This window comes from Fretibacterium sp. OH1220_COT-178, assembly GCF_003860125.1.
GTDB lineage: Bacteria > Synergistota > Synergistia > Synergistales > Aminobacteriaceae > CAJPSE01.
The window spans coordinates 43,200-66,172 of record NZ_RQYL01000006.1; the positions used below are offsets into that span (position 1 = coordinate 43,200).

Below are 22,973 nucleotides of genomic sequence, written 5' to 3' on the forward strand. Positions count from 1 at the left end.
GAAGGCTGTAAAGCCCTCCCCCCGCATTATAACAATCCCGAAGTGCGGCTGCCTATCTGTTCCGCTTAAGAGACGAGCGCCCGCTACGGCGTTTGGCAATTTGCCTGCTTCGCCAAACGGCGAAGGCCTCCGAACAACGGGCTGGAGGCACGGAGTTCTGCGGTCGCCTGCTTCGCCCGGCAATTTGCCTGCTTCGCCAAACGGCGAAGACCTCCGAACAATGGGCTGGAGGCGCGGGGTTCTGCGGTTGCCTGCTTCGCTCGGCAATTTGCCTGCTTCGCCAAACGGCGATAACTGTATCGCCGTTCGGCATAAGCGAACGACACGGCACTTTGGGCCTGTCGGCCCAAAGGAGCCGGTCGCCTGCTTACCGGAACAGGGGGGCGAGGACGAGAGCGACCACCGTCATCAGCTTGATGAGGATGTTCAGGCTCGGCCCGGCCGTGTCCTTGAATGGATCGCCCACCGTGTCGCCCACAACCGCGGCTGCGTGGTTCGGGGAGCCCTTTCCGCCGTGGTTGCCCTCCTCGATGTATTTCTTGGCGTTGTCCCACGCGCCGCCGGAGTTCGCCATGAAGAGCGCCATCATGACGCCCGAGACGATGGCTCCGCCCAGAAGGCCGCCCAGGGCCTCCTTGCCCAGGACGAAGCCCACGAGTACGGGGGAGAGCACGGCCAGAAGGCCGGGGGCGATCATCTCGATGAGCGCGGCGTGGGTGGAGATCGCCACGCACTTCTCGTACTCCGGCTTGCCGGTCCCCTCCATGATGCCCGGAATCTCCCGGAACTGGCGGCGCACCTCCTCGATCATGGACTGCGCTGCGCGGCTCACGGCCTCGATGGAGAGGGAGCAGAACAGGAAGGGCAGCATTCCGCCGAGCAGCAGGCCCACGATGACCTTGGGGTTCATGATGTCGATGGCCTTGACCTGGGCCGCCTGTGAGTAGGCGACGAAGAGGGCCAGAGCGGTCAAAGCCGCGGAGCCGATGGCCAGTCCCTTGCCCATGGCTGCGGTGGTGTTGCCGATGGCGTCGAGCTTGTCGGTGATCTTGCGCACCTCGCCCGGCAGTTCGCTCATCTCGGCGATGCCGCCCGCGTTGTCGGAGATGGGGCCGTAGGCGTCAACGCTCAGCGCGATGCCCGTGATGGAGAGCATGCCCACTGCGGCGCAGGCCACGCCGAACATGCCGGCAAGATGGAAGCTGATCAGGGTGGAGAGGCAGATCAGGAGGACGGGGATGCCGACCGACTGCATGCCCAGGGACAGTCCGGAGAGGATGACGGTCGCGGGGCCCGTCTCGGAGGAGGCGGAGACGTTCTTGACGAAGCGGTAGTCGCCGGAGGTGTAGACCTCGGTGACGTAGCCGATCAGAACCCCGGCCAGGACGCCCGAGGTGACGGACAGGAACACGTGCATCGACTTCGTCCAGAAGAACAGGATGCTCAGGACGAAGGTTCCGGCGATCATCATGCTGCCCGCCGCGAAGGTCCCGGCGCGCAGCGCGTAGGCCGCGTCGCCGCCGTCGATGCGCTCCAGCACCTTGTCCAGCCCCGGAATCTTACGTGCGAAATCCATGACGTAGGAGGCGAAGGGGACCTTCTTGGAGATCATCATGCAGCCGACGATGGAGGCCACGATCCCCCACGCCGCGAGGAAGAGGGGGAAGCCGACGCCCCAGAGTCCCAGGGCCTTGCCGCCGGGGGTGAAGGAGAAGACCAAACCGATCGCCATGGCCGCGATGATGGAGTTGACGTAGGACTCGAAGAGGTCCGCGCCCATGCCCGCAATGTCGCCGACGTTGTCGCCGACGTTGTCCGCGATGACCGCGGGATTCCGGGGATCGTCCTCGGGGATCCCGGCCTCGACCTTGCCCACGAGGTCGGCGCCGACGTCCGCGGCCTTGGTGTAGATGCCGCCGCCCACGCGGGCGAAGAGGGCGATGCTGCTGGCTCCCATGCCGAAGGCCGTCAAGGTCTCGACGCTCAGGAAGAGATAGGAGACGGCCAGGCCCACAAGACCCAGTCCCACCACGACCATGCCCACGATGCTCCCGCCGGAGAAGGCGGTCTCCAGGGCGGATCCGGCGTCCTTCGTCGCGGCGAAGGTCGTGCGGCCGTTGGCGTGCGTCGCCACGTACATGCCGACGTAGCCGGCTGCGGCGCTGCAGAGCGCGCCCAGTACGAAGGCGAAGGCCGATCCGAACCCGAGCATCCACCACAGCAACAGCGCGACGACGCCTACGAAGGGGGCCAGCCACGTGTATTCCTTCTTCAGAAAGGCCATGGCCCCCTTATGAATGATGCCCGAGAGTTCGACGATCCGCTCGTTGTCGATCGTTCCCTCTCTGAGCCTCAAAAACACCATCCAGGCGTATCCGCCCGCCACGACGCCGAAAACAAGGGTTACCAACACAAGAATCAGCCACACAGTGCAAGACCTCCCCGTGGTATTTTGGATAGAATTTCTCGGCTTCAGCTCTGAAAACCGCATAAAACCCCATAAGGCAAAGGGGTTCCGCTCGGCCCGTCCTGAAGTTGGAAATCCACCTCGATTATAGCTTATAAAACGGGATTTTGGAGAGAGAATGCGTGAGATTTTCCGGTCAACCCTTGTTTCAGGCCGTCTCGGCCGGAGAGGATCCCGTCCCGCTCTCCCCGGGATGCGCATCGCCGGGGACGGCCTTGTTCCCTTGCTGCTGGTAGAGCTCCCACGCATTGCGATAGGTGTCCAGGAAAAAGACGAAGAGGCTCAGGATGAGGGGGCCGAGGAAGATCCCGAGAAAGCCCCACGTGGCCAGCCCCCCGAAGGCGCCCAGAAAGACGAGAAGTTGGCTCATGTTAGCCTTTCCCGAGATGAAGTAGGGCTTCAGGAAGTTGTCCACGGTGCTGACGACGCCCAGGCCCCATACGGCAAGGATGACCGCCCCTTTGAGGTCGTTGGAGAGGAAAAGGTAAAGGGCCCCGGGAATCCATACCATGGGGGTCCCGACAAAAGGAATCATGGCGAGCAGCGCCATCACGGCCCCGGCCAGCAGGGGGCTCGGCAGGCCGACGAACCACCAGCCGAGGGCGCCCAGAAGCCCCTGCACCCCCGCCGTGACGATGACCCCGAAGACGACGGCCCGCAGCACGGTATTGGCCCGCAGCATGAAGGCTTCCCGCTCGTCGTTCATCAGCGGCACGATGTTCCGGAAATAGTTCACGATGCAGTAGCCGTCCCGCAAAATGAAGAAGTACACGATGAAGATGATGATCTGGTGGTAGAGCAGCGTGACCAGGTTGCCCAGAAATTCCTGGGAGACCCGGACCGTCGTGGAGGTCACCCAGCTCACGGTCTGCCGCATGCCCTCCCTCAGAAAGGGATATTGATCGAAAAGCGGAACGAGGTGTCTCACGACGACGTCGGGCAGCAGGTCGTTGACGGAGATCCCCTTCGCCGGCTCGAGCGCCGCGACGAGGTTCGCGATCTTGCCGAAGAACCCGATGGCCTCGCGGGCGATCAGGAATGCGGCGGAGATCGCGGGGACGACCAGCAGCGCAAGGACCGAAAGCGTCATCACCAAGGCAGCGAGGCTCCGGCGTTTCGGAAAAAAACGAAACCACAGCGCCTTATACAGGGGGTAGGAGATGAAGGCCAGCAGCATCGCCCAGACGATGGGGCGAAAGAGCGAGGCTATCGTCATATAGGCCAGGGAGGCCAGGATCAGAAACAGGAGGAAGAACGGCAGAATCCAGCCCTTGATCCTCTGTACCGCATCGGGTCTTCTGAACGTGTCCAAAGATCGCCCCTCCCCACATTCTTGGATGGTGTCCGCCGCGCCGAGTTCGCTGCATTTGGCCCCATAGACCGAACGAGCATAAAATACCGATGAGGATTCGGTGCTCCTGAAGGGGGGAGAGGTAAAAAAAGGACGGCCCCCAGCCGTCCCCAAAAATCGATGCCCTCTAAACCGCTTTGGAAATTCAAGGCGTTGCCGCCGTCGTCGTTATAATGGTGCCGGGGGGGAGACTCGAACTCCCACGAGGTTGCCCTCGGCGGATTTTGAGTCCGCTGCGTCTACCATTCCGCCATCCCGGCCTGGGAACGGAAACATTGTAGCCATGGGCTCTGATGTTGTCAAGGGCGGCGAGCTGCGGGAGAATGAATGGGGGGAGGCGCTTGACGCGGGGAGAATGAGGGCGGAGGAGCGCCGAAATGCCGGCCCGGCCGGGACCGGGGGGCGACGACGTGTGAAAAACGGAGGTTCTGCGTCAATGAAAAAATGCGCCGCGCGCTGGGGCTGTCTTGCCCTTTCGACGATCTCGCTTTTGTTCCTCGGGACGATCTACGCCTGGTCGATCTTCCGGGAGCCCCTGTCCCGGCTCTTTCCGGGATGGAGCGCCACCCGGCTTTCTCTGCCCTTCACCCTATCCATCATCGCCTTTTGCGGGGGCAGCGTATTCTCCGGAAGGACCTTCTCCCGCTGGGGCAGCGGAAGGCTCTTTGCCCTCTCGGCGGCGCTGCTGTTCGTGGGGTTCACGGGAAGCGCCCTCAGTTTGAGGCCGGGCCGGCCGGACATCGCCCTGATCGCTCTGTGCGTCCTCTACGGGATCCTCGGCGGGTTCGGCGTCGGAATCGGCTACAACGCGACCATGAGTACGGTCATACGCTGGTTTCCGGATCACCCTGGCCTCGCCTCGGGCACCCTGCTCATGGGCTTCGGGGTGGGGGGGCTGGTTCTGGGCGGTGCTCTGGATGCTTCGATCCGATCCGTGGGCCTTTCCTCGACCTTTCTGGGGAGCGCCCTGGTCATGGCGGCCATACTCGCCCTCGATGCGCTCTTCGTCAAGCGGCCCGGGCCCGGGGCGCTCCAGGGACTGCGGGCTCTGGCGGGGACGGAAACGGCTGCGGTCCCGGACGTTCCCCCGTCCCGGGTGCTGAGGCGCCCCCTGTTCTGGATGCTCTGCTTGTGGCTGATCTTCACCAACGCCGGCGGGCTCCTGGTCATCAACAGCGCGGCGCCCATAGCCGTCCATTTTGGGCTGGCGTCGGGTATGGGCCTGGTCGTCTCCCTCTTCAACGGTTTCGGCCGGCTGTTCTTCGGATGGGCCTTCGATCGGCTGGGAAGCCGGGCGGCGTTCGTCCTGAACTCCGTCGTCCTGCTCGGAGCGGGAGTCTCCCTGTCCCTGGCGCTCGAGATCCGGATGGCGGCGCCGATGTTCCTGGGGCTGTCCCTGGTGGGGCTGAGCTATGGGGGAGGGCCGTCGATCTCCGCTCCTGCCGCCGCCGCCTTCTGGGGGACGGAACATTATGCGGCCAATCTCAGCCTCGTCAACTGCGCGCTGATCCCGGCGGCCCTGCTGGGCCCCGTGATCGCGAGCGCCCTTCAGGAAAGGGCCGGAGGGGGCTATGGAAGCACCTTTCTGATGCTGACCCTGCTGGGGGCGCTTGCGCTCGGGGGCGCCGTCCTGTTGGTCCTGCGGCTCCGACGGCTGGAGGCGGGTGGCGGGGCGGCCTCCCCTTGTTCCGAAGGGGAGCGTTGAGGTCGCCGGGCCATTGGCCCTGTTGCGCCGGCGGGGAAGCGCCGCCTAGATCGCTCTTGCGGCGAGGCTCCCCATGGCGATCGAGTTGAGCTTGATCTCGGCCGTGTCGGATCGGGAGCCGAGGATGACGGGGGCCGCCGCCCCCAGGACGATGCCGGCCCATTTGGCCCTGTTGAAGTGAAGCCAGGATTTTCCCAGTGCGTTTCCCGTCTCGATGTTGGGGAAGAGCAGCAGATCCACGTCGCCGGAGACGCGGCTGTCTATGTTTTTGTGCTCGGCGGCCTTCCTGTCGAAGATCACGTCGAGCGCCAGGGGGCCCTCGACGATACAGGGAGGAAAGGCCCCCTCCCTTGCCAGATCCGACAGCGCTTTTGCGTCGGCGGTGGCGGGGATCTTGGGGTCCACCGCCTCGTTGGCGGCCAGAATTGCCACTTTGGGCCGTTCCAGCCCCATGCTGCGGAGGGCGTGGAGGGCGTTTGAGAGGATGTTCCTCTTCTGTTCCAGGTTCGGGGCCGTGTTGATGCCGCTGTCCGTCCCGAAGATCAGCTTCGGGTGCCCAGGAAGCTCGTACACCGCCAGGAGGCTGATCAGGTTTCCGGTTCGCAGTCCCCTCTCGCGATTCAATATTGCCCGCATGAAGACGCTGGTGTTGACCATTCCCTTCATGAGCAGCCTCGCCTCACCCCGCCGCACCCGTTCGACGGCCTCGGCCGCGGAGGCCTCCGGACTGGGGCTGTCCACGATTTTGCAGCCGGACAGGCCGATATCCTCGGCGATGGAACGGATTTTTGGGGCGTCGCCGACCAGAACGGGTTCGACGATACCCAGGGCGGTGGCCTTGTTCAAGGCCTCGAGCACCTCCCGATCCTCCGCCGCGGCCACGCAGACGGAGAGGGGGGGCATTGCCCTTGCCCTTTCCACGATCGAGCCGAAATCTTTGAAGGGCCGTTCCGTTCCGTTCATCGTTCCTCTCCTCCCGGGCCGTAGTCCTTGGCCGTCTCCAGGCCCTTCAGGACGCGCAGCGCCCCGTCGGCGAGGGCCTCCATCTCCATCTCGCCGGGCACGATCTCCAGGGGGGCGAGGTAGCCGACCCGGGCGACGATGCCATCGACCACGCGGCCCGAATGGGCCATGCCCCCGGTCAGGACGATTCGGTCGACCTTGCCGGCCAGGGTCGCGCCATAGCCGGCGATCTCCTTGGAGACCTGATAGACGAAGGCCTCCAGGACCAGCCGCGCCTTCTCGTCCCCCCGGTCTATGCGGGCCTCGATCTCGCGGAGGTCCTTGGTCCCCAGGTAGTCGTACATGCCGCCGAAGCTACTGACCTTGTCCACCATCTCCTGCCGGGAGTACCGGCCCGAGTAGCAGAGCTCGATCAGCCCGTAGGCGGGAAGCCCTCCACTGCGATCCGTGGCGAAGGGGCCGTTGGTCCTTCCTCCGCTGCCGTCCACCATCCGTCCCCGCAGGTGCGGCGCTATGGAGACTCCGGAGCCCAGGTGCGCGACGATGAAGTTGAAGTCCTCGTACCTGCCGCCCAGACGCCCGGCCACCCTGCGGGCGACCGCCTTTTGGTTGAGCGCGTGCATCCAGCTGCAATATTGCAGGTCCTCGATGCCGGTGATCCTCGATATGTCCTCGAACTCGTCCACCGAGACGGGATCCACGACGAAGGCGGGGATCCCGACGGCTCCGGCGATGTCCCGGGCTAGAACGCATCCGAGGTTCGACGCGTGTTCACCCCTGATGGCGTTCCTGACGTCCTCGACCATCTGGTCGTTCACCGCGTAGACTCCGCCCGGCAGCTCCCTCAGCAGGCCGCCCCTTCCTGCCACGGCATCGAGGGACTCCAGGGCGATGTCCGCCGACCGCAGCGCATTTTCGATCAGGCCCCGACGGTAGCCGAGCTGGCCGAAAACGGAGCGGAACTGCCGGAGCTCCGCCCCGTCGTGGTCGATGGTGGTGCCGTATATTCTCTTTTCCTCGTCGAAGACCGCTATCTTCGTCGAACTTCCGCCGGGGTTGACGACCAGAACTCTCATGGGGATCAGATCGCCGCGTATCCGGCCTCGAACGCCCGAGCGTTCAGGGCGGAGTATTTGTCCTTACCCTTGGCCTCGAACATCTTGTTCATTCCGGAAAGCCCCTGTTCCCTGGTGAAATCCCCCATGAGCCTGATGATGGCCCCGACCATCACGATGTTCGCGCCCTTCGTGTGGCCGATCTCGTCCGCCAGCCTCATGCAGGGAACCTGAACGATGCGGACGTCCTCCCTCGGGGACGGGCAGGGGGTCACGAGCTCGGAGATCAGGACGACGCCTCCCGGAGCCACGATGCCCAGGAACTTCTGCAGGGACGGATCGTTCATCGCCAGCAGGAGGTCGGGTTCCTCCTGAGAGGGGTTGTAGATGTATTCCTTGCCGTACTTGACGGTGCAGTTGGCGGTGCCGCCCCGCATCGCCGATCCGTAGGAGGGCATCCACGTCGCGTTCTCGCCGTTCGTTACCGCGATGTCCGAGAGGATCAATCCGGCGGTCAAAACCCCTTGTCCGCCGTATCCCGCGAAGACGATTTCCTTCATGCCGAAAAACCTCCCTTGTCCTCAGGCGGGAACGGGCCCGAGAGGAGGCCGGTCGTCCCGGGCCCTGGCCTTGATGGGGAATTCTCCCAGAGGATAGACCTTCATGACGACGTCGTCGATGTGCTTCATGGCGGCGTAGGGCGCCAGTCCCCAGTTGATGGGACAAGGGGAGAGCACCTCCACGATGGAATACCCCTCCCCGGCGATCTGAGCCTGAAGGGCCTTCCTGATGTATCCCTTCAGCCTGCCGATGTTGGCGGGGCTGCTGACGCTGCCCCGTGCGGCGTAGGCGATGTTGAACTCGTTGGCGAGCATCTCCGGAAAACGAATGGGGTAGCCGGTCCGGCCGCAGTCTCTGCCGAGTGTGGAGGTGGAAGTCCTCTGCCCCTCGAGCGTCGTCCAGCTCATTTGGCCTCCCGTCATGCCGAAATTGGTGTTGTTGACCGTGACGACGGTGATCTTTTCGTTGCGGTAGGCCGCGTTGATGCTCTCCGCGAGGCCGATGCTGTAAGCGTCGCCGTCGCCCTGGTAGGTGATGACGACGTTATGCGGGTTCACCCGTTTCATCCCCGTTGCGACGGCTCCGGCCCTGCCGTGCGAGCAGTGGAGACGGTCGGCGGTCAGGCCGCCTCCCAGGTTGGAGGAACAGCCCACTCCTATGGCGAAGATGACGTTGTTGTCCTGGCCCAGTTCCTCCAGACACTCGGCAATCAGGCGAATGGCGATTCCATGGCCGCATCCGGGACAAAAATTCATCGGCTTGTCCACGATGGCGGGTACCTTTCTCTCGACAGGCATCCTCGTTCAATCCCCCTTGTCGCTGCACATCAGTAACGCCGCGTCGCCGTGCCCGAGGCGACCTTGTGAAAATCCGCCTTGATGGACTTCATGGCCGGGACGTCGTAGACGTAGGTCATCGCATAGACGGGAACGTTGTTCTCCAGAACCTTCTTGGCGTAGAGAGCGACGTCGTCCACCAGCTGGCCGGTGGCGTTGGCCTCCACCGAGATCAGCCCCTTCACCCCGGGATTGATCTTTTTGAAGGCGTTTTCCGGGAATGGCCACGCGGTGATGGGGCGGATGAAGCCCACTTTGTGTCCCTCCGCCCTGAGCTGACGCACGGCCCCCCACGTGCTTCTGCCCGGCAGGCCATAGGCCACGAGGACGTAATCCGCATCCTCCAGGGATTCGTCCTGCCATCGCTGCTCATCCCGCATGATGGCGTCGTATTTTTTGTTCAGCTCCACGGCTTCCTTGCGGGAGTTTCTGTCGAAAATGCCTATTTTCTTGTAGGTGTACTTTCCGTCGAAGCCCCAGGGGGTCCGTTTGGGCTCGAGGAAATCCGGCAGCTCCACGGGTTCCATCATCTGCCCCAGCGCTCCCTCGGTCATGATCTCGGAGACCACCCGATATTTTTCGGCGAGCTCGTAGGCCAGGAAGACATGTTCCACCGCCTCGGGGATGGTGGACGGGCAGAGGACGATGCATCGGTAGTCCCCGTTGCCGCCGCCCCGGGTCTCCCGGTTGTAATCGCATTGCGAGGAGTAAAGGGTGCCGAGCCCGTTGCCGTAGCGCACCACGTTGATGACCACGGCGGAAAGTTCCTCGTCCGACAGCGTGGAGATCCCCTCCTGCTTCAGGCTGATGCCGGGGCCGGAGGAGGCCGTGAGCGCACGCACGCCGCAGCTTGCGCCGCCTATGACCATGTTGATCCCCGCCAATTCGCTCTCCGCCTGTATGAAGGCCCCGCCCACCTCCGGCAGGCGCCAGGACAGGTATTCCATGATCTCCGAAGAGGGGGTGATGGGGTAGCCCGCGTAGAGGCGAACCCCCGCCCGGACTGCGGCCTCGGCGATTGCGATGTTGCCCTTCATCATCTTCACGGCCTGGATCCTCCTTCGCTCCCGACGCTCCCGAGAACGTGATAGACGCCGTCGGGGCAGGTCATGTAACAGATGCCGCAGCCGATGCAGAGCGCATCGTCGATCTCGACGGGACGATACCCCTGTTCATTGAGGCGGGTGGCCTGCCGGATCGCTTTTCGGGGACAGGAATGAATGCACAGCTCGCATTGTTTGCATCGGGATGCCCGGACTTCCACCTTCAATTGCTTTCCCTCCGCTCCGTGATAAAAAAGTGACCGAGACGAACGGCCGGCAACAACGGCCCGATTCTCCCAGGAGGGGAGGACCGGCTCGAAGCCTCGGACGTCGTTTTGAGATCGAAGTCGTGAGTGGACTATAATCAATAAGAGGGGGAGAGTCAATCGAAACCGCACAAAAATTTTGGAGGTCCCCCCGGAGCAGTCGATCCCGGAGGTCCCTCCGTTATCGCAGGGCACTGTTTTGGTGCCAACGGTCGCGCGTGCGATCGGGGGCGCGGTCCACGCGGCCTATGAGGCTCGAACGTCCGGGCAGAGGACGGCCACACCGTAGCGGAGGGAAGGGGCGGGAAGTGCCCCTTATCCCTTCGACGCTATTCTTGTCCCGGCGTCCTTCGGGGGGATTTCGTGTCGGCCGGGGCTAACGCAGGATCCGGGAGGGATCCTCGAAGCAGTCCAGACAGTAGGGGTGGCCCTCCAGAAGGCGCACCATCGGCTCGGCCGTCCGCTCGCCGCAGGCGGAGCAGGACAGGGATGGGCTGATGCGTGCCGCCGCGGGTGCGGGAACGGCGACTCGGGCGGTTCGGTAGAGCTCTTCCGCCGGCCCCTTCAGGTAGTGTTCGATCCTCTCCTCCCGAGTGCGCTCGTCGGAGCGGGGGGCGTTCCAATAGATGCGGATCCCCTCGGGCTCTCCCCTCCGGTAGAACGTGAAGGCCTGTTTCCCCCTCGGCTTCAGCAGCAGGTTGCCCTTGCCCATCGTACAGCCCCAAACGGACTGAATCGCGTCGATTCCGCAGGCGTCCGTCTCCGCGATGCAGACGCCCTCCTCGTCCCCGCACCGCTCGTCCACGCCCAGCATCCTGGCGGCGTCGAAGGCTACCCGGCAGCCCAGGGCCAGGCCCGGACAGGCATGCCCGTGAAAGGCCACCGATTCGTTCCAGTAAAAGTCGATCTCGTGTCGCATGCCCCTTCATCCCCTCCAAAAAATTTTCCGCTTCATGATAACACGCCCCGGAAGGATCCGGGCCCCTTCCGTCGTCCGCCTGGGCTTCTTGTCAATATTGTACAGGCGCTATACAATGGTGGCATGAAGATCATCAACGAAACGGACAGGGACAAGATCAGTTATCGGCTGTTGAACGTCATGCTGAAGCTGGCGGATGTGCAGGAGAAGGTGCACCGCTACGGTACCGATACGCCGCTCTTTGCGGCGGAGATCCACATGATCAAGTGCGTGAAGGAGAATCCGGACCTGCACATGACCGCTCTGGCGGAGAGGCTGGGGGTGACCCGGGGCGCCGTATCCCAGATCGTCATGAAGCTGGAGGAAAAGGGAATGCTCGTCAAGGAGCGGGACGAGGAGAACCGTGTCCGCCGCGTCCTGAGGCTGACGGCCGGGGGGGAGAGGGCCTACCTCTTCCACGAGGCGCTCCACGCCGACTTCGACCGGCTCGTCGAGGGGCTTCTGCTGGGGGCCCCCGAGGGAGGAAGGGAGTTTCTCCGCGAGTTTCTGGGAGGGCTGGACGCCGTTTTGGAGGAGACCGCCAAAGCCTGACGTGAGGGGTTCGGGGTCGTTCCGGACGGAAGGGGCGTCTTTTTATTTTTTGTATAGCCTCTATACATTGAGGAAGGGAAGGAGTTGCACATGACGGGAAACGGCGGAAAGAACGAAGGACGGGATTTCCGTGGCAGGGGCAGGGCCTTCAAGGGAATCTTCGGTGGGGAGAACTATCGGTTGCTGGCCGGACTCTTCGGGATCAAGGAGCGATTCTATCTCAAGGGGATCGGGGGCCTGAGGCTGGGGCCGGGGGAGCGTGCGCTCGATCTGGGGTGCGGCCCCGGGGGGCTGAGCTACGCGCTGGCGAAGGACGCGCCTGCCGATGCCTCGATCTTCGGCATCGACATCTCGGACGATCAGCTGGCGTGCGCGCGTTCCGGAGCCGGCGGCTTCGCCTGCCCGGTGGAGTTTTTGAAGGCGTCCATGGACGAGCTTCCCTTCCCCGACGGGCACTTCGACCTGGTGATGACCTCGATGGCGCTGCACGAGACGCCCCCTGCGGTACGGCGCGGTGCCTTGTCCGAGACGGCGCGGGTGCTGAGGCCGGGGGGAACTTTTTTGCTGGTGGACTGGAGCCGGCCGCGGTTCGGCCTCTGGGGAATCGTCTGGTACCCGCTTTGCCGCTGGGGCGAGCGGAACCGGGACAACTGGAACAACGTCTATCCCCGGCTCTGCCTCGAACGGGGGCTGACCCTGAGGGAGGACGCCTACCTCAATTCCATCGCGCGGCGGCAGGTCTTCGTCAAGGAATCCCAGGGGAGAATGCCCCGGAAGGATGGTTGAGCGGAATCACGGTATTCAAGGCCGATGGACCGGCGTGGCCTGGAGCCGTGCGGCGCCTGGGGGCAAAGTGCTCCGGCTGAATCCGTTTTTTGCGAAAAGTTTGGGAATCCAATCGGGGCTTCTCGGGAAAGTGTGCTATCATTGAGACAACGCGAAGGCACAAAATTCCTTCGAAACAATATGGCAAAAACCCGTTCGTTGGGGGAAGTCGGGTGTGAAGCCCGCGCGGTCCCGCCGCCGTGAAGGGGGACGGGTACGGCCGAGAAGGTCCGGGAAGCCGGATGCGACGCGGACGTACGAGGTCCTCTGAAGCCGGAATGCCTGACGTATGGGTGAGAGCATCCCAACCACGAGCGATGGAGACGGAGCTTCCGGCGGTTAACTTGCCCCTCGTCCCGTTTTTCGTGGCGAGGGGCTTTGCGTGTGGGGGCGTCCCCCCGAGGGGGACGCATGGCGTCCGATCTGGACGAGACGTTTGAGGAGGATGAGAATTGATGAAACGAGGACGTATTGTGCTGTTGGCGCTTCTGATTGTGGGCGTTTCGGCGGCGGCCTTCGCTCACGAGCTGGTGATGAAGCCGCAGAGGATGACGGCCGAGAAGGGCGAGACCCTGATGGTCGAGATCCATTCGGGGCATAAGTTCATCGTCCCCGAGGAGGTCGAGAGCGTCGAGCGCATCAAGGCGGGTCTCTTCAAGGACGGCAAGCTCCAGGAGGCCGAGCTGAAGCCCAACGAGAAGAACCTCTGCATCGACTTCGCGGTGCCCGTCGCGGACGAGGGGGCCATGGTGATCCTGGCCAACAAGGACGGCGGCGTCTGGTGCAACACGAACGAGGGTGGGAAGTCCGGGACCCGCAAGGACCTCGAGGCGAAGGGGCTCAAGGTCATGAAGGCCACCAAGAACGACAAGTACGTCAAGGCCATCGTCAACGCCTCGAAGGACGACAAGAACTTCGCCGTGGAGACGGGGCAGGCCCTCGAGCTCATCCCGATGACCAATCCCGCGGACGCCAAGGTCGGGGAGTACTTCGACGTGAAGATCCTGATCAACGGAAAACCGTACTCCGGCCCCGTGTTGGCTTCGTACGACGGTTTCGCCCCCGAGTACGAGGAGACCTACGCCTACGCCTCCCAGGCTCTTCAGGGGGTGGCTCACATCAAGATCACGGCCCCGGGCCTGTGGGGCGTGCGTGCCATGAAGACGGATCTGCCCGGCAAGGAGGGCGAGTACGATTCCGTCACGATCAAGTCTTTCCTGATTTTTGAAGTGAAGTAGGATGCGCAGGAATTTCGAAGGGATGCTGCTGCTCGGGCTGACGGTGATCGTCGGCCTGAGCCTTCTCGCGTCGAAAGGGGCCGAAGCGCACGGAGTGGGCTACAAGGAGTCCGAGCTGAGGCCGATCTCGCTGGAGTTCTTTTACTCGACGGGGGAGCTGATGAGCTACCTGGAGGCCAAGGTCTTTTCCCCGTCCGACGAGAAGGTCGCCTACCAGTCCGGGCGCACCGACGAGGATGGGCGCTTCGCGTTTACCCCCAACAAGCCCGGGGCGTGGCGGGTCGTCGTGACCGATGACGAGGGGCACAGGGCCGAGGCGCAGATCGACGTGACCGAGGAGCTCATGAAGGCCGGGGCTTCCGCCGCGGCTGGAGCGGGTTCGGCCGTCCGGGAGAAGAAGGCGGCCCCCGAGGGGCTGGACCTCTATCTCCGGGCAGGGCTGGGCGTCAGCCTGCTCTTCAACATCGCATCGCTCGTCCTCCTGGCGCGCCGCAGGAAGGCGGTCTGAGCCCATGCATATCAGCGAGGGCATCCTCTCGACTCAGGCGCTGGCCGCCGGCTGGGCGATTGCGGGGATCGGCACCGGGATCGGTCTGAAGAAGCTCGATTCCGATAAGATTGTGCGCGTGGCTTTTTTCTCGTCGGTATTCTTCCTGGCCTCTCTGATCAACGTTCGGATCGGTCCCAGCTCGACCCATCTCTCCCTCATCGCGCCAATGGGACTGATATTGGGATGGTCCGCCTTTCCCGCGGTGATGACCGCCCTTGTACTTCAGGCCTTTCTGTTCCACTTCGGAGGGATTCTGGTGCTGGGGGCGAATACGGTGGACATTGCCCTTCCTGCGCTCGCGGTCTACCTTCTCTTCGCCGTTCCGATCCGAAGGAGCAGCGCCAGGACCGCTTTTGTCCTCGCGTTCATAGCCGGTGCCCTGGCCGTCCTGCTCTGTGCCCTGGGAGTGGGGACCTTTCTTGGAATGACGAACGAGAACTTTATGGGTATCGCCAAGACGGTGTTCGTCGCCCATCTTCCCTTGGCCCTGATCGAGGGGGCCATCACGGCGTTCATGGTCGCCTACATGAAGCGCTCGGCCCCTGAGCTCCTGATGGGCGTGGAACGTTAGGCGGAGAATGAGGTTCGACGCAGACGGATTTAACGCCGAAGCGACGGCCACGCGGCTCGACGTGTTCGATCCGCGCGCCCGTGTCCTGTGCGCCTTGGCCCTGGCTGTCGTTCTGGCCTCGCTTCGGTCGTTTCCGCCCCTGTTGTGCGGGTCCCTCATCCCCTTGATCCTGCTGTTCCGGGACGAGGGAGGGATGCTGAGGAGCGTCTTGCCGCGCCTGAACGTCGTCGGTGTTTTCGTCGCGCTGCTCCTGATGCTCACCTATCCCGGAGAACGGTTTTGGCGGGTCTTCTCGGTGGAGGGACTGGAGCTGGCCCTTCTGGTCGTCTTCAAACTCAACGTGATCTCGATTCTGCTGATTCGGATGGTCGTGGCGCTCGGCGTGGAACGGATCGAAAACGTCCTGGCCCGCTTCGGCCTCTCCGAGAAGCTTCGGGTGCTCCTGCTGCTCACCACGCGCTGCATCTTCCTTCTTGCGGAACGTACGGAGACGATGGTGAGGGCCGTGCATCTGCGCGCTCCCGAGCTCAGAGGAACCTTGATGTTCAAAGCTTTTGCCTGCATGTTGGGCACGACGTTGCTGCACAGTTCGGACCGTGCCGAGCGTACGATGCTGGCCATCCGCTGCCGGGGCGGGCTGGCGGGGTTTTCCCAGTGCCGTCCCCTGTGCTGGAGCAGGATCGATACCCTGCTTTGCCTGTCTTTCTGCCTGAACATCGCGGTGATCCTGTGGTGTTGCCTGTTATGGAGGCCATGAACGGATGCGTCCATTGAACGACGAGACAAAAGGGCCGGATTTTCCCGGCGGGTGTCCTTTGGAGGTGCGCGGGCTTCGTTACGTCTATCCCGATGGGCACCAGGCCCTGAACGGGGTATCCTTCGTGTTGCGGGCGGGGGAGAAACTCGCTCTGGTGGGGCCCAACGGCTCGGGAAAATCCACGCTCATGCTCCACCTGTCCGGGTGTCTCGCCGCTCAATCGGGAGAGGTGCTTTTGCGGGGCGAGCCGGTCGGAAAGGACCTGAAACGCCTGCGGCGCACGGTTGGGCTGATCTTCCAGGATCCGGACGATCAGCTTTTCATGCCGCAGGTCCTGGAGGATGTGGCCTTCGGGCTGGTGGCGCACGGGATGGAGGTCGTGGAGGCCCAGGGTAGGGCCGCGGCGATCCTCGAGGCTCTGGACGTCGCGCATCTGTCCGGACGTCCCCCTCACAGGCTGTCGGGCGGGGAGAAGCGCATGGTCGCCCTGGCCGGGATTCTGGTCATGCAGCCGGATATCGTGGTCTTGGACGAGCCCTCGGCCGCGCTGGATCCCAGCGCACGGCGCCGGGTGATCGAGGCGCTCTCCGGGCTGGACAAGCCGATGATCCTGGCGACGCACGACCTGGATATGGCCCTCGACGTCTGTGACCGGGCGATCGTGATGTATGAGGGGCAGGTGTCGGCCGATGGGGAGCTTCGGGAGGTGCTGCGCGACGAGGCCCTGCTTCGGCGCAACGGCCTGGAGCTGCCGCTGCGCTATGCCGCCCTGTCCGAGGTCCCTTAAACCCTCCCTCCTTCCAAACGGGGCCGCACAGACGAGCCGCCCCTCGAACGAGGGGCGGCTCGTCTGTGTCATTTTTCGTGGTCCTTGCCGCGCCAGAAGATCCGCAGCGGGGAGCCGGTGTAGTCCTCCAGAGCACGGAGTTCCTTTCGGACGTGATTCTCGAAGGACGTGTCGACGATGCCGGGGTCGTTGACGAAGAAGACGAATGTGGGCGGTTCCACTCCGGACTGAAGGCAATAGTAGATCTTGAGGGCCTTCCCCCTCTTGCTGGAGGGCAGGCGATCGAAGGCCAGAACGTCCCGCATCAGGCGATTCAACGCGTTTGTCGGGATACGGCGTCTGCGGTTTTCGAAGACGTTTACGGCTGTTTGGGCGATCTTCTGGACGCCCCGGCCGTTCAGGGCGGAGGTAAAAAGGATCGGGGCCCAGGTCAGGAAGGGCATATCCTCCCGTATCCGTTTCGTCATGGTGTCGCCGGGCCGGTCCCTGCCGGACAGGAGGTCCCACTTGTTCAGGACCAGGATCAGCCCCTTGCCCTTCTCGACCACGTGCGCGGCGATCTTCTTGTCCGAATCCGTGCAGGGGGTTGCGGCATCCATCAGCAACAAGGCAACATCGGAACGGTCCACCGCCGCCAGGGTCCGCACGAAAGAGTAGTACTCCAGGCTGCTGTCCATCCGGCCTCTCTTGCGCAGGCCGGCCGTGTCGATCAGGCGGAAGCGCCGTCCGTCCAGCTCCACCGAGGTGTCGACCGGATCGCGGGTCGTGCCGGCCACGGGGCTCACCAGCGAGCGCTCGGAGCCGACCAGGCGGTTCAGCAGGCTGGACTTGCCCACGTTGGGGCGCCCGACGATGGAGAGGCGAATCCCGTCCTCGTCCCCATCCGTCTCCGCCTCCTCGGGCAAAAGAGCGAGCAGCTCGTCCAGCAGGTCCTCCAGGTTCCGTTTGTGGAGGGCGCTCACCCCCACCACGTGCTCGAACCCCAGGGCGTAGGCGTCCGTCACGTGCACCTCATGCTTGAGGTCGTCCATCTTGTTGACGGCGACCACAACGGGTTTTCGGCTGCGGCGCAGGAGGTGGGCCACCCCCTCGTCCGCCGGGGTCACGCCGGCGTGCCCGTCGATGACCATCAAAAGCGCGTCGCACTCCTCGATGGCCTCCTTGACGTGGGCCTCGATCCCTGCGCTGAACGCACTTTCCTCGCCCAGAATGCCGCCCGTGTCCACGACGTAAAAGGACCGGCCGCGCCACTCCGCCTCGCCGTAAAGACGGTCGCGGGTAACGCCGGGCGTGTCGTCGACGATGGCCTCCCGGCGTCCGATGATCCGGTTGAAGAGCGATGATTTGCCGACGTTGGGCCGGCCCACAATGGCGACGATGGGCATGCTATTGGTCCAGCATGTAGTCGGCAAGCTCCCCGCCCTCGAGTCCGGCTCCGAGGGCAAGGGCGAGCCGGATTCGGGCCTGGAGGGGCGAGAATCTCCCTGCGCTGATCAGCCCCATCTCCAGCAATCGCGCAGCGCTGCCCTCGAAGTCGGCGTGCGTCTGGACGCGCCCGATCGGGCAGCGGGAGGCGAGGACCACGGGGGTACCGGTACGGAGGACCTTGCGCAGGAGAGGAACCCAGGAGGGGGGGACGTCCCCGTTGCCGAACCCGGCCACGACGATCCCCTCGACCTCCTCGATGCGCTTGTCCAGGAGCGCGTTCAGCAACACATCTCCGCCCCCCAGGGAGGCGTCGACGATCTCGACGACCCGGGCCGGGACGGTTTCGATGTCCAGAACCTTTCCGCGCCTGGGGGAACGCAGGGGCTGAAGATCCCCCGAGGGCTCGATGAACTCGCTCAGCGGGCCGCAGGGGAAGGAGAGAAAGCCGGAGCGGCTGAAATTGGAGAACTGGACGAGGTCGGCGGCCGCGTAGAGCGCGTCCTGGATGCAGACGACGGCGCCCTGCCCCCAGCAGATTTCGGAGAGGGCCGCACGTACGGATTGAGCCAGATGCAGGGTGGTCTCGCTGCCGGATACGCCCGCGTTGAAGATGGAGGCCGTGAAGATCAGCGGCTGGGGAAAACTCCACACGAGGTCGGCGAAGTAGGCAAGCTCCGTCAGGGCCTGAGTGCTGCAGGTGATGACGATGCCCTTGGCCCCCTCCTTGACCTGGGATGCGGCCAGCTGGGTCAGGTCGCTGCACATGCGCAACGTGTAGTAGGACAGGGGCTGAAAGCTCCAGTCCTGCAACGCGATACTCTCCCGGTACTCCTCGGGCAGAAAGCATTCCAGCTCCGCTTGTCCCAGAGGGATCTTCTCCTTGGAACTGCCCTCCCGACGATGGACGATCTGTCCGCCGGCCAGGATGAGGGCGATCTTGTCTCTGTTCGACATAACGCTTGTCTTTCCTCTCTTCGGGGCGGCCCCCGGTCTGTCTCGAGGGGACGGCCGGGGTCAGTACCCCAGGCTCTCCCCCACCATGATAACATGCGTCCTTCTCCCGTTGGTGGGACGCTCGAGGATCAGCAGCGCGCGGCAGACCCGGGAGGGGGAGTCGCAATCCACGCAATGGCCGGTCTGGATACAGGGGGTGCTGCCGCTCAGACGAAGGACGTTGGGGGGCGTCGCCGCACGGGCTCGGCTGATCGCTTCCTCCAGCGAGCCCGCCACCTTGTTGATGCCGATGACGAAGATCAGAATATTGCGTCCCCAGGCCATGGCGCTGACCCGGTTGCCGTTGCCGTCGATGTTCACGATCATGCCGTCGCGGGTGACCGCGTTGGCGCTGGTGAGGAAGTAGTCCGAGCAGTACTCGTCCATGAGCGTCTGCATCCGCTCCTCCGGCGTCAGGTTCGGGTTCCAGTGATGGTGAATCGTGCACCCCCGCTCGGCGAGCCTTTCCATGGCGCCGATCTCACGGATCGTCACCGTGCCCGGAACGCCCACGACGGCCCCCTCCGGGATCAGCTTGAGGACCTCCTCCAGAGCGGCCTCCCGCGTCGGTGCGTAGACGGCCTGATACCCCTTTTTGTTCAGCTCCTTGACCACGGTGTTCCCCAACGCCTCGTGGGCCTTGGTGCGCGCGGCTTCGAACGGATTCATGATCTGTTTCCCCCTCCGAATCTGAGTGTCGTTTTGTAAGGATCGGAAAATTCGGCGGGAACAGGCCCGCCGTCTTGCCTTAATGACGCCGCCGGGGAACAGGCCGTGAGCCGGCGAAGGCTTCCGGGAGCCGCGAAAGGTGCGCATCGGTTCCGTTATTTGGGGGTTGCCCTTTTGCGCTTTTTGGGGGGCGGGGACTTTTTCAGGGCCTGCTCCAACTCGTCGATCTTGGCCTTGAAGGTGACGCTCTCCGCAACGTTCTTTTCGGCGTCGCGCAGCAGTTTCAGCGCTTCGGCGGCCTTTCCGTCGCCCTGATACGCTCCGGCCAGGCCGAGCCAGGGGCGCTCGTCGTCGCTCCGAAGGGCGAGGGCCTTCAAGAAATAGGCGGCGGCGTCGTCGTAACGCTTCAGGTTCAGGGCGACGGTCCCGACCTCCAGATGCTTCTCGTAGTCCTGAAGCGGATTTTTGGGCTCAACCGGTTTTGCATCGGGCATCAGTCCCGCGACGCGTTTCACCGCGCCCAGGGCCTCGTTCGAGGAGGGCCGGACGTCCAGCGCACGGCGGTAGGCGTCCAGCGCTTCCACGGGCCTGCCGCGTTCCTCGAGGAGGCGCCCCAGGGCAAAATGCGTGTTGTAGCTGATGGGGACCAGACTCGCCGACTGCATCAGGTGCGCGATGGCCTTGTCGGGATCCTTGGTCGCGGCGTACAGGCGGCCGATCTCGTAGAGCGCCCGGCCCCGATTCTCGCTGTCCTCCCCGGAAAGACGATCGAGGTGAAGACGCCAGACCGTGAGCGCCTGATCGGGATGCCCGGCGGCCTCCGAGGAACGGGCCAGTCCCAGCAGGACCTCCTCCGAATTCGGATAGCGGTCGAAACCCCTCTGGTAGAGCTCCATGGCCTTGTCGTAGCGCCCCTGGTCGTAGAATTGCCGGGCCTCTTTGGCGATGTTGCCCAGGGAGTTCCGCTGCATGTGCCCATAGAGGACAAAAAGCGCCCCGAGAATGAGGATCGCGAAGGCGCAAAGCACAAAAATTCTCGATCGGTGTCGAGGGGACAGAACACGTTGCATGATTTTCGAGTGCCTTTGCTGGGTGACTTTGCGCAGATGTTGGGCGAGGCGGATATCGCGCTCCTCCTCGGATCCCTCGTCCCCTCTGAGGAGGAGCGGGTCGGGGGGCGCATCCTCCTCGGAGGGCGTTCGTGGAATGTCCTCCGAGGGGGGCGTCGTCGCCTCCCCGGCCTCGAGCGCCTCCCCGGAGGGGGAAGGGAGCATGCTCTCCTCCTCCCGCGTCTCTTCGGCCGGATCCTCGGATGGAGAGGGTGCGGGCTCGGAGAGGGGAGGGAGCGGAGGCTCCGCGCCGAAACCCCTCACCGGCCCCTCTCCGGATCGGGAAGGGACCTCAGGGGACTCGGGCGCAACCACGTCGGGCTCGGGAGCGGCCTCCTTCACGAACGGGGCCGCAGCTTCGACGGTCTCCCGCTCGGGTACGGACGGGATGCTTGCGGGATCGTGCGCAAGCGCGCCCTCCTCCCGAGAGGGAGGGGAAAGGGAAACCTCGTTGAAAGCGGTGCCCTCCCCGAGTTCGGATGGGGGACGGACGTCGTGCGGAAGGAGGGCCAAGGAGCCCTCGGGGGTGGGTCTGAACGGCGTCTCGGAGGAGGAATGGAGACGGATCACAGGCAGCCCGACATTATTATTGTCGGCCGTTTCCAGTCCCCTCAGCGTCGTCGTTTTCCCTTTCAGCCATTCCTCAAGATCCCGTCTCAATTTGCCTCACCTCCAGGCAAGTTTATCAATATTCTTCGGGGTTTGCAATGAGTCGTCCCTCTGGCGGAGAGGGGAAATGCCGGGGGGGTCGATTCATAAATCCTTGCCGTGCTATAATTTTCACGATTTTGCAGAACTTTGAGATGGGCTTCGTCCTTTGCGCTGGGATTGTTTTGAGCGCTCGGTGGAGGATTTTCTGCACGGAGCGGGCGGGGTGCCTCTCGATCGAGGGGTGTGGATAGGTGTCGAAGGGTTTTCGCAGGCGGCGCATTGTTCTGGTTCGGCACGGGATGACCGATTGGAATCGGGACTATCGCTTTCAGGGGCGGACGGACGTCCCGCTGAACGACGAGGGGCGTGCTCAGGCGGCCCGGTTGGCCGCCCGCTTGGCGTCGTGGCCGATGGAGGTCGTCTATTCCAGCCCCCTGCAGCGCGCTTTGGGGACGGCACAGGCTTTGGCGGAGCCCCACGATCGGACTCCCGTGACGTTGGACGGGTTGGCGGAGGTCAATTTCGGATCCTGGGAGGGGTGCTCCGTCCTGGGGCTGAAAAAAACTCGGCCGGACGCCTTCGGAATGTGGATGCGGGATCCCTTCTTCAACATGCCTCCCGGGGCGGAGGATTGGACATCCATAAGGGAGCGCGTGGCGAGCGCCGTGGAGAGGATCCTGGAGGGGCCGCAGGAGCGGATCGCCATCGTCTCCCACGGCGGGATCGTCAGGGTTCTGTATGCGGTCCTGGTGGGGCTGGACCCGCACACGGTCTGGCGTCTCAGGGTCCACAACTGTTCCGTAAGCGGCGTGGAGATACGGGAGGACGGGGCGTCGCTGGTTTTTTCGAACGACGATCTGCATCTAAGGGGAGATACCGAAGGGAGTTCGTTGCCCTTGTGGTAAAATCTCACCACGTTCCCGAGCCCCTTTCCGGCCAAAAGACGGCGCGCAGACGGACAGGAGGCACTTCGATCGGAGATCGGCAAAGGGGGCACTGAATTTTATGGCGGACGGGCCGGGCATCCGAGTTGAGGAGAGGAAGACGTCGGCTTCGTTGAACCCGGAGAGGGAGAGGACGCTTTGGGGGCTTTGCCGTTCCGGCGACGCGGAGGCTCGGGAGGAGCTGATCGTCGCCTATCGTCCTCTGGTCTTCTGGATTGCCAAGCGGATCCACGCCCACCCCTCCCTGAGGCAGGACCTCGTCCAGGAGGGGATGTTGGCTATGATCGGCGCTGTGGACAGGTTCGATCCCGATCGGGACCTGAAGTTCTCCACTTACGCCTATCACCGGATTCGGGGACAAATGATCAACATGCTGGAGCGCTCCGAACGCCGAGCCCCGCTTCCCGTCCCGGACGAGTGGCTCGAGGTCGATCCCGAGCCCAGGGACGAGGAATGGCTGGATGTCGCCGAAAGCATCGGGCGTCTGGAGGGGCGGGAGGCGGAGGTGGTCTCCGCGCTCTTCTTCGAGGGGAAGGATCCCCGGGACGTGGCGGACGAACAGCGTCTGGACGTCAGCCACGTGTACCGCCTGCGCCGCAGCGCCGTAGCCCGCATCCGAGGCTGGCTGGGGCTGGCCCCCTCCGGCGGCGCCATAAAGGACGAGGCGTTGGGGATAAAATAGGAGGAGAGGCGC

Annotated in this window: 23 protein-coding genes, 1 tRNA gene and 1 riboswitch; of the genes, 10 read left to right on the top strand and 14 right to left on the bottom strand. The window is 63.9% G+C overall.

Going from position 1 to position 22,973, the window contains the following annotated elements:
- Positions 1-367: 367 nt before the first annotated feature.
- The 3 genes from EII26_RS04085 to EII26_RS04095 all read right to left on the bottom strand — a co-directional run bounded on the left by EII26_RS04085 (position 368) and on the right by EII26_RS04095 (position 4,078).
- Positions 368-2,428, bottom strand: coding sequence for a sodium-translocating pyrophosphatase (locus EII26_RS04085; RefSeq protein WP_255415923.1), 2,061 nt, complete (start codon positions 2,426-2,428; stop codon positions 368-370).
- 187 nt (positions 2,429-2,615) lie between these two features.
- Positions 2,616-3,779 carry an AI-2E family transporter gene (locus tag EII26_RS04090; protein ID WP_124887881.1) on the bottom strand — a complete coding sequence of 388 codons (1,164 nt, stop codon included), beginning with the start codon at positions 3,777-3,779 and terminating at the stop codon, positions 2,616-2,618.
- 213 nt (positions 3,780-3,992) lie between these two features.
- Positions 3,993-4,078, bottom strand: a tRNA-Leu gene (locus tag EII26_RS04095).
- A 176-nt stretch (positions 4,079-4,254) separates the two neighbouring features.
- Here EII26_RS04095 and EII26_RS04100 point away from each other — a divergent pair.
- Entirely contained in the window at positions 4,255-5,523 is a 1,269-nt protein-coding gene (locus EII26_RS04100) for an MFS transporter (protein ID WP_158612153.1), read from the top strand.
- 45 nt (positions 5,524-5,568) lie between these two features.
- Here the strand turns inward: EII26_RS04100 and EII26_RS04105 are convergent, their stop codons facing one another.
- From EII26_RS04105 to EII26_RS04135, 7 genes are all read right to left on the bottom strand, one after another.
- Positions 5,569-6,486, bottom strand: a complete 918-nt coding sequence (locus EII26_RS04105; protein ID WP_124887883.1) for a bifunctional enoyl-CoA hydratase/phosphate acetyltransferase — start codon at positions 6,484-6,486, stop codon at positions 5,569-5,571.
- Complete coding sequence (gene buk / locus EII26_RS04110) at positions 6,483-7,562, bottom strand: butyrate kinase (RefSeq protein ID WP_124887884.1); 1,080 nt, start codon at positions 7,560-7,562, stop codon at positions 6,483-6,485. Before buk ends, EII26_RS04105 begins: the two co-directional genes overlap by 4 nt.
- 5 nt (positions 7,563-7,567) lie before the next feature.
- Positions 7,568-8,101: a 2-oxoacid:acceptor oxidoreductase family protein gene (locus EII26_RS04115; RefSeq protein WP_124887885.1), complete on the bottom strand. Its 534-nt coding sequence runs from the start codon at positions 8,099-8,101 to the stop codon at positions 7,568-7,570.
- 21 nt (positions 8,102-8,122) lie between these two features.
- Entirely contained in the window at positions 8,123-8,899 is a 777-nt protein-coding gene (locus tag EII26_RS04120) for a thiamine pyrophosphate-dependent enzyme (RefSeq protein ID WP_124887886.1), read from the bottom strand.
- A gap of 29 nt (positions 8,900-8,928) precedes the next feature.
- Complete coding sequence (locus EII26_RS04125) at positions 8,929-9,978, bottom strand: 3-methyl-2-oxobutanoate dehydrogenase subunit beta (RefSeq protein WP_124887937.1); 1,050 nt, start codon at positions 9,976-9,978, stop codon at positions 8,929-8,931.
- Between the two features lie 2 nt (positions 9,979-9,980).
- Positions 9,981-10,202 carry a 4Fe-4S binding protein gene (locus tag EII26_RS04130; RefSeq protein ID WP_233572602.1) on the bottom strand — a complete coding sequence of 74 codons (222 nt, stop codon included), beginning with the start codon at positions 10,200-10,202 and terminating at the stop codon, positions 9,981-9,983.
- A 421-nt stretch (positions 10,203-10,623) separates the two neighbouring features.
- A complete protein-coding gene (locus tag EII26_RS04135; RefSeq protein ID WP_124887888.1) occupies positions 10,624-11,166 on the bottom strand; it encodes an FmdE family protein in 543 nt (180 codons plus the stop codon).
- Between the two features lie 123 nt (positions 11,167-11,289).
- Here EII26_RS04135 and EII26_RS04140 point away from each other — a divergent pair, with 123 nt between their 5' ends.
- The 7 genes from EII26_RS04140 to EII26_RS04170 all read left to right on the top strand — a co-directional run bounded on the left by EII26_RS04140 (position 11,290) and on the right by EII26_RS04170 (position 16,485).
- Complete coding sequence (locus tag EII26_RS04140) at positions 11,290-11,757, top strand: MarR family winged helix-turn-helix transcriptional regulator (RefSeq protein ID WP_124887889.1); 468 nt, start codon at positions 11,290-11,292, stop codon at positions 11,755-11,757.
- Between the two features lie 90 nt (positions 11,758-11,847).
- On the top strand, positions 11,848-12,543 hold the full coding sequence (locus EII26_RS04145; RefSeq protein WP_124887890.1) for a class I SAM-dependent methyltransferase: 696 nt from the start codon (positions 11,848-11,850) through the stop codon (positions 12,541-12,543).
- Between the two features lie 179 nt (positions 12,544-12,722).
- Positions 12,723-12,886, top strand: a riboswitch (cobalamin riboswitch).
- A gap of 151 nt (positions 12,887-13,037) precedes the next feature.
- Positions 13,038-13,820, top strand: coding sequence for a DUF4198 domain-containing protein (locus EII26_RS04150; RefSeq protein ID WP_124887891.1), 783 nt, complete (start codon positions 13,038-13,040; stop codon positions 13,818-13,820).
- Between the two features lie 22 nt (positions 13,821-13,842).
- A complete protein-coding gene (locus EII26_RS04155) occupies positions 13,843-14,328 on the top strand; it encodes a hypothetical protein (RefSeq protein WP_124887892.1) in 486 nt (161 codons plus the stop codon).
- A 4-nt stretch (positions 14,329-14,332) separates the two neighbouring features.
- Positions 14,333-14,941, top strand: coding sequence for a cobalt transporter CbiM (cbiM, locus tag EII26_RS04160; RefSeq protein WP_124887893.1), 609 nt, complete (start codon positions 14,333-14,335; stop codon positions 14,939-14,941).
- Between the two features lie 7 nt (positions 14,942-14,948).
- The gene (locus EII26_RS04165) at positions 14,949-15,698 is read left to right on the top strand and encodes an energy-coupling factor transporter transmembrane component T family protein (protein WP_124887894.1); all 750 of its coding nucleotides are present in this window, start codon (positions 14,949-14,951) and stop codon (positions 15,696-15,698) included.
- A gap of 4 nt (positions 15,699-15,702) precedes the next feature.
- Positions 15,703-16,485, top strand: coding sequence for an energy-coupling factor ABC transporter ATP-binding protein (locus EII26_RS04170; protein ID WP_124887895.1), 783 nt, complete (start codon positions 15,703-15,705; stop codon positions 16,483-16,485).
- A 68-nt stretch (positions 16,486-16,553) separates the two neighbouring features.
- On the opposite strand, the gene der is transcribed toward EII26_RS04170, so the two are convergent.
- From der to EII26_RS04190, 4 genes are all read right to left on the bottom strand, one after another.
- Positions 16,554-17,870 (bottom strand): ribosome biogenesis GTPase Der, encoded by a 1,317-nt coding sequence (gene der / locus EII26_RS04175; RefSeq protein WP_124887896.1) that lies wholly within the window; start codon positions 17,868-17,870, stop codon positions 16,554-16,556.
- Position 17,871: 1 nt separating this feature from the next.
- Positions 17,872-18,867 carry an asparaginase domain-containing protein gene (locus EII26_RS04180; protein WP_124887897.1) on the bottom strand — a complete coding sequence of 332 codons (996 nt, stop codon included), beginning with the start codon at positions 18,865-18,867 and terminating at the stop codon, positions 17,872-17,874.
- 60 nt (positions 18,868-18,927) lie between these two features.
- Positions 18,928-19,575: a lactate utilization protein gene (locus EII26_RS04185; RefSeq protein WP_124887898.1), complete on the bottom strand. Its 648-nt coding sequence runs from the start codon at positions 19,573-19,575 to the stop codon at positions 18,928-18,930.
- Between the two features lie 155 nt (positions 19,576-19,730).
- Positions 19,731-21,344, bottom strand: coding sequence for a tetratricopeptide repeat protein (locus EII26_RS04190; RefSeq protein ID WP_124887899.1), 1,614 nt, complete (start codon positions 21,342-21,344; stop codon positions 19,731-19,733).
- 242 nt (positions 21,345-21,586) lie between these two features.
- On the opposite strand from EII26_RS04190, the gene EII26_RS04195 reads away from it, so the two are divergent.
- Positions 21,587-22,240, top strand: coding sequence for a histidine phosphatase family protein (locus EII26_RS04195; RefSeq protein WP_124887900.1), 654 nt, complete (start codon positions 21,587-21,589; stop codon positions 22,238-22,240).
- Between the two features lie 100 nt (positions 22,241-22,340).
- Positions 22,341-22,961, top strand: coding sequence for a sigma-70 family RNA polymerase sigma factor (locus EII26_RS04200; protein ID WP_124887901.1), 621 nt, complete (start codon positions 22,341-22,343; stop codon positions 22,959-22,961).
- Positions 22,962-22,973 lie beyond the last annotated feature (12 nt).

Excerpts from the sequence above, each read along its gene's own strand:
- EII26_RS04145 (WP_124887890.1), top strand. The coding sequence starts at position 11,848 with ATGACGGGAAACGGCGGAAAGAACGAAGGACGGGATTTCCGTGGCAGG.
- EII26_RS04100 (WP_158612153.1), top strand. The coding sequence starts at position 4,255 with ATGAAAAAATGCGCCGCGCGCTGGGGCTGTCTTGCCCTTTCGACGATC.
- EII26_RS04185 (WP_124887898.1), bottom strand. The coding sequence starts at position 19,575 with ATGAATCCGTTCGAAGCCGCGCGCACCAAGGCCCACGAGGCGTTGGGG.
- EII26_RS04150 (WP_124887891.1), top strand. The coding sequence starts at position 13,038 with ATGAAACGAGGACGTATTGTGCTGTTGGCGCTTCTGATTGTGGGCGTT.
- buk (WP_124887884.1), bottom strand. The coding sequence starts at position 7,562 with ATGAGAGTTCTGGTCGTCAACCCCGGCGGAAGTTCGACGAAGATAGCG.
- EII26_RS04105 (WP_124887883.1), bottom strand. The coding sequence starts at position 6,486 with ATGAACGGAACGGAACGGCCCTTCAAAGATTTCGGCTCGATCGTGGAA.
- der (WP_124887896.1), bottom strand. The coding sequence starts at position 17,870 with ATGCCCATCGTCGCCATTGTGGGCCGGCCCAACGTCGGCAAATCATCG.
- EII26_RS04115 (WP_124887885.1), bottom strand. The coding sequence starts at position 8,101 with ATGAAGGAAATCGTCTTCGCGGGATACGGCGGACAAGGGGTTTTGACC.
- EII26_RS04165 (WP_124887894.1), top strand. The coding sequence starts at position 14,949 with ATGAGGTTCGACGCAGACGGATTTAACGCCGAAGCGACGGCCACGCGG.
- cbiM (WP_124887893.1), top strand. The coding sequence starts at position 14,333 with ATGCATATCAGCGAGGGCATCCTCTCGACTCAGGCGCTGGCCGCCGGC.
- EII26_RS04200 (WP_124887901.1), top strand. The coding sequence starts at position 22,341 with ATGGCGGACGGGCCGGGCATCCGAGTTGAGGAGAGGAAGACGTCGGCT.
- EII26_RS04120 (WP_124887886.1), bottom strand. The coding sequence starts at position 8,899 with ATGCCTGTCGAGAGAAAGGTACCCGCCATCGTGGACAAGCCGATGAAT.
- EII26_RS04180 (WP_124887897.1), bottom strand. The coding sequence starts at position 18,867 with ATGTCGAACAGAGACAAGATCGCCCTCATCCTGGCCGGCGGACAGATC.
- EII26_RS04140 (WP_124887889.1), top strand. The coding sequence starts at position 11,290 with ATGAAGATCATCAACGAAACGGACAGGGACAAGATCAGTTATCGGCTG.
- EII26_RS04155 (WP_124887892.1), top strand. The coding sequence starts at position 13,843 with ATGCTGCTGCTCGGGCTGACGGTGATCGTCGGCCTGAGCCTTCTCGCG.
- EII26_RS04125 (WP_124887937.1), bottom strand. The coding sequence starts at position 9,978 with ATGATGAAGGGCAACATCGCAATCGCCGAGGCCGCAGTCCGGGCGGGG.
- EII26_RS04170 (WP_124887895.1), top strand. The coding sequence starts at position 15,703 with ATGCGTCCATTGAACGACGAGACAAAAGGGCCGGATTTTCCCGGCGGG.
- EII26_RS04135 (WP_124887888.1), bottom strand. The coding sequence starts at position 11,166 with ATGCGACACGAGATCGACTTTTACTGGAACGAATCGGTGGCCTTTCAC.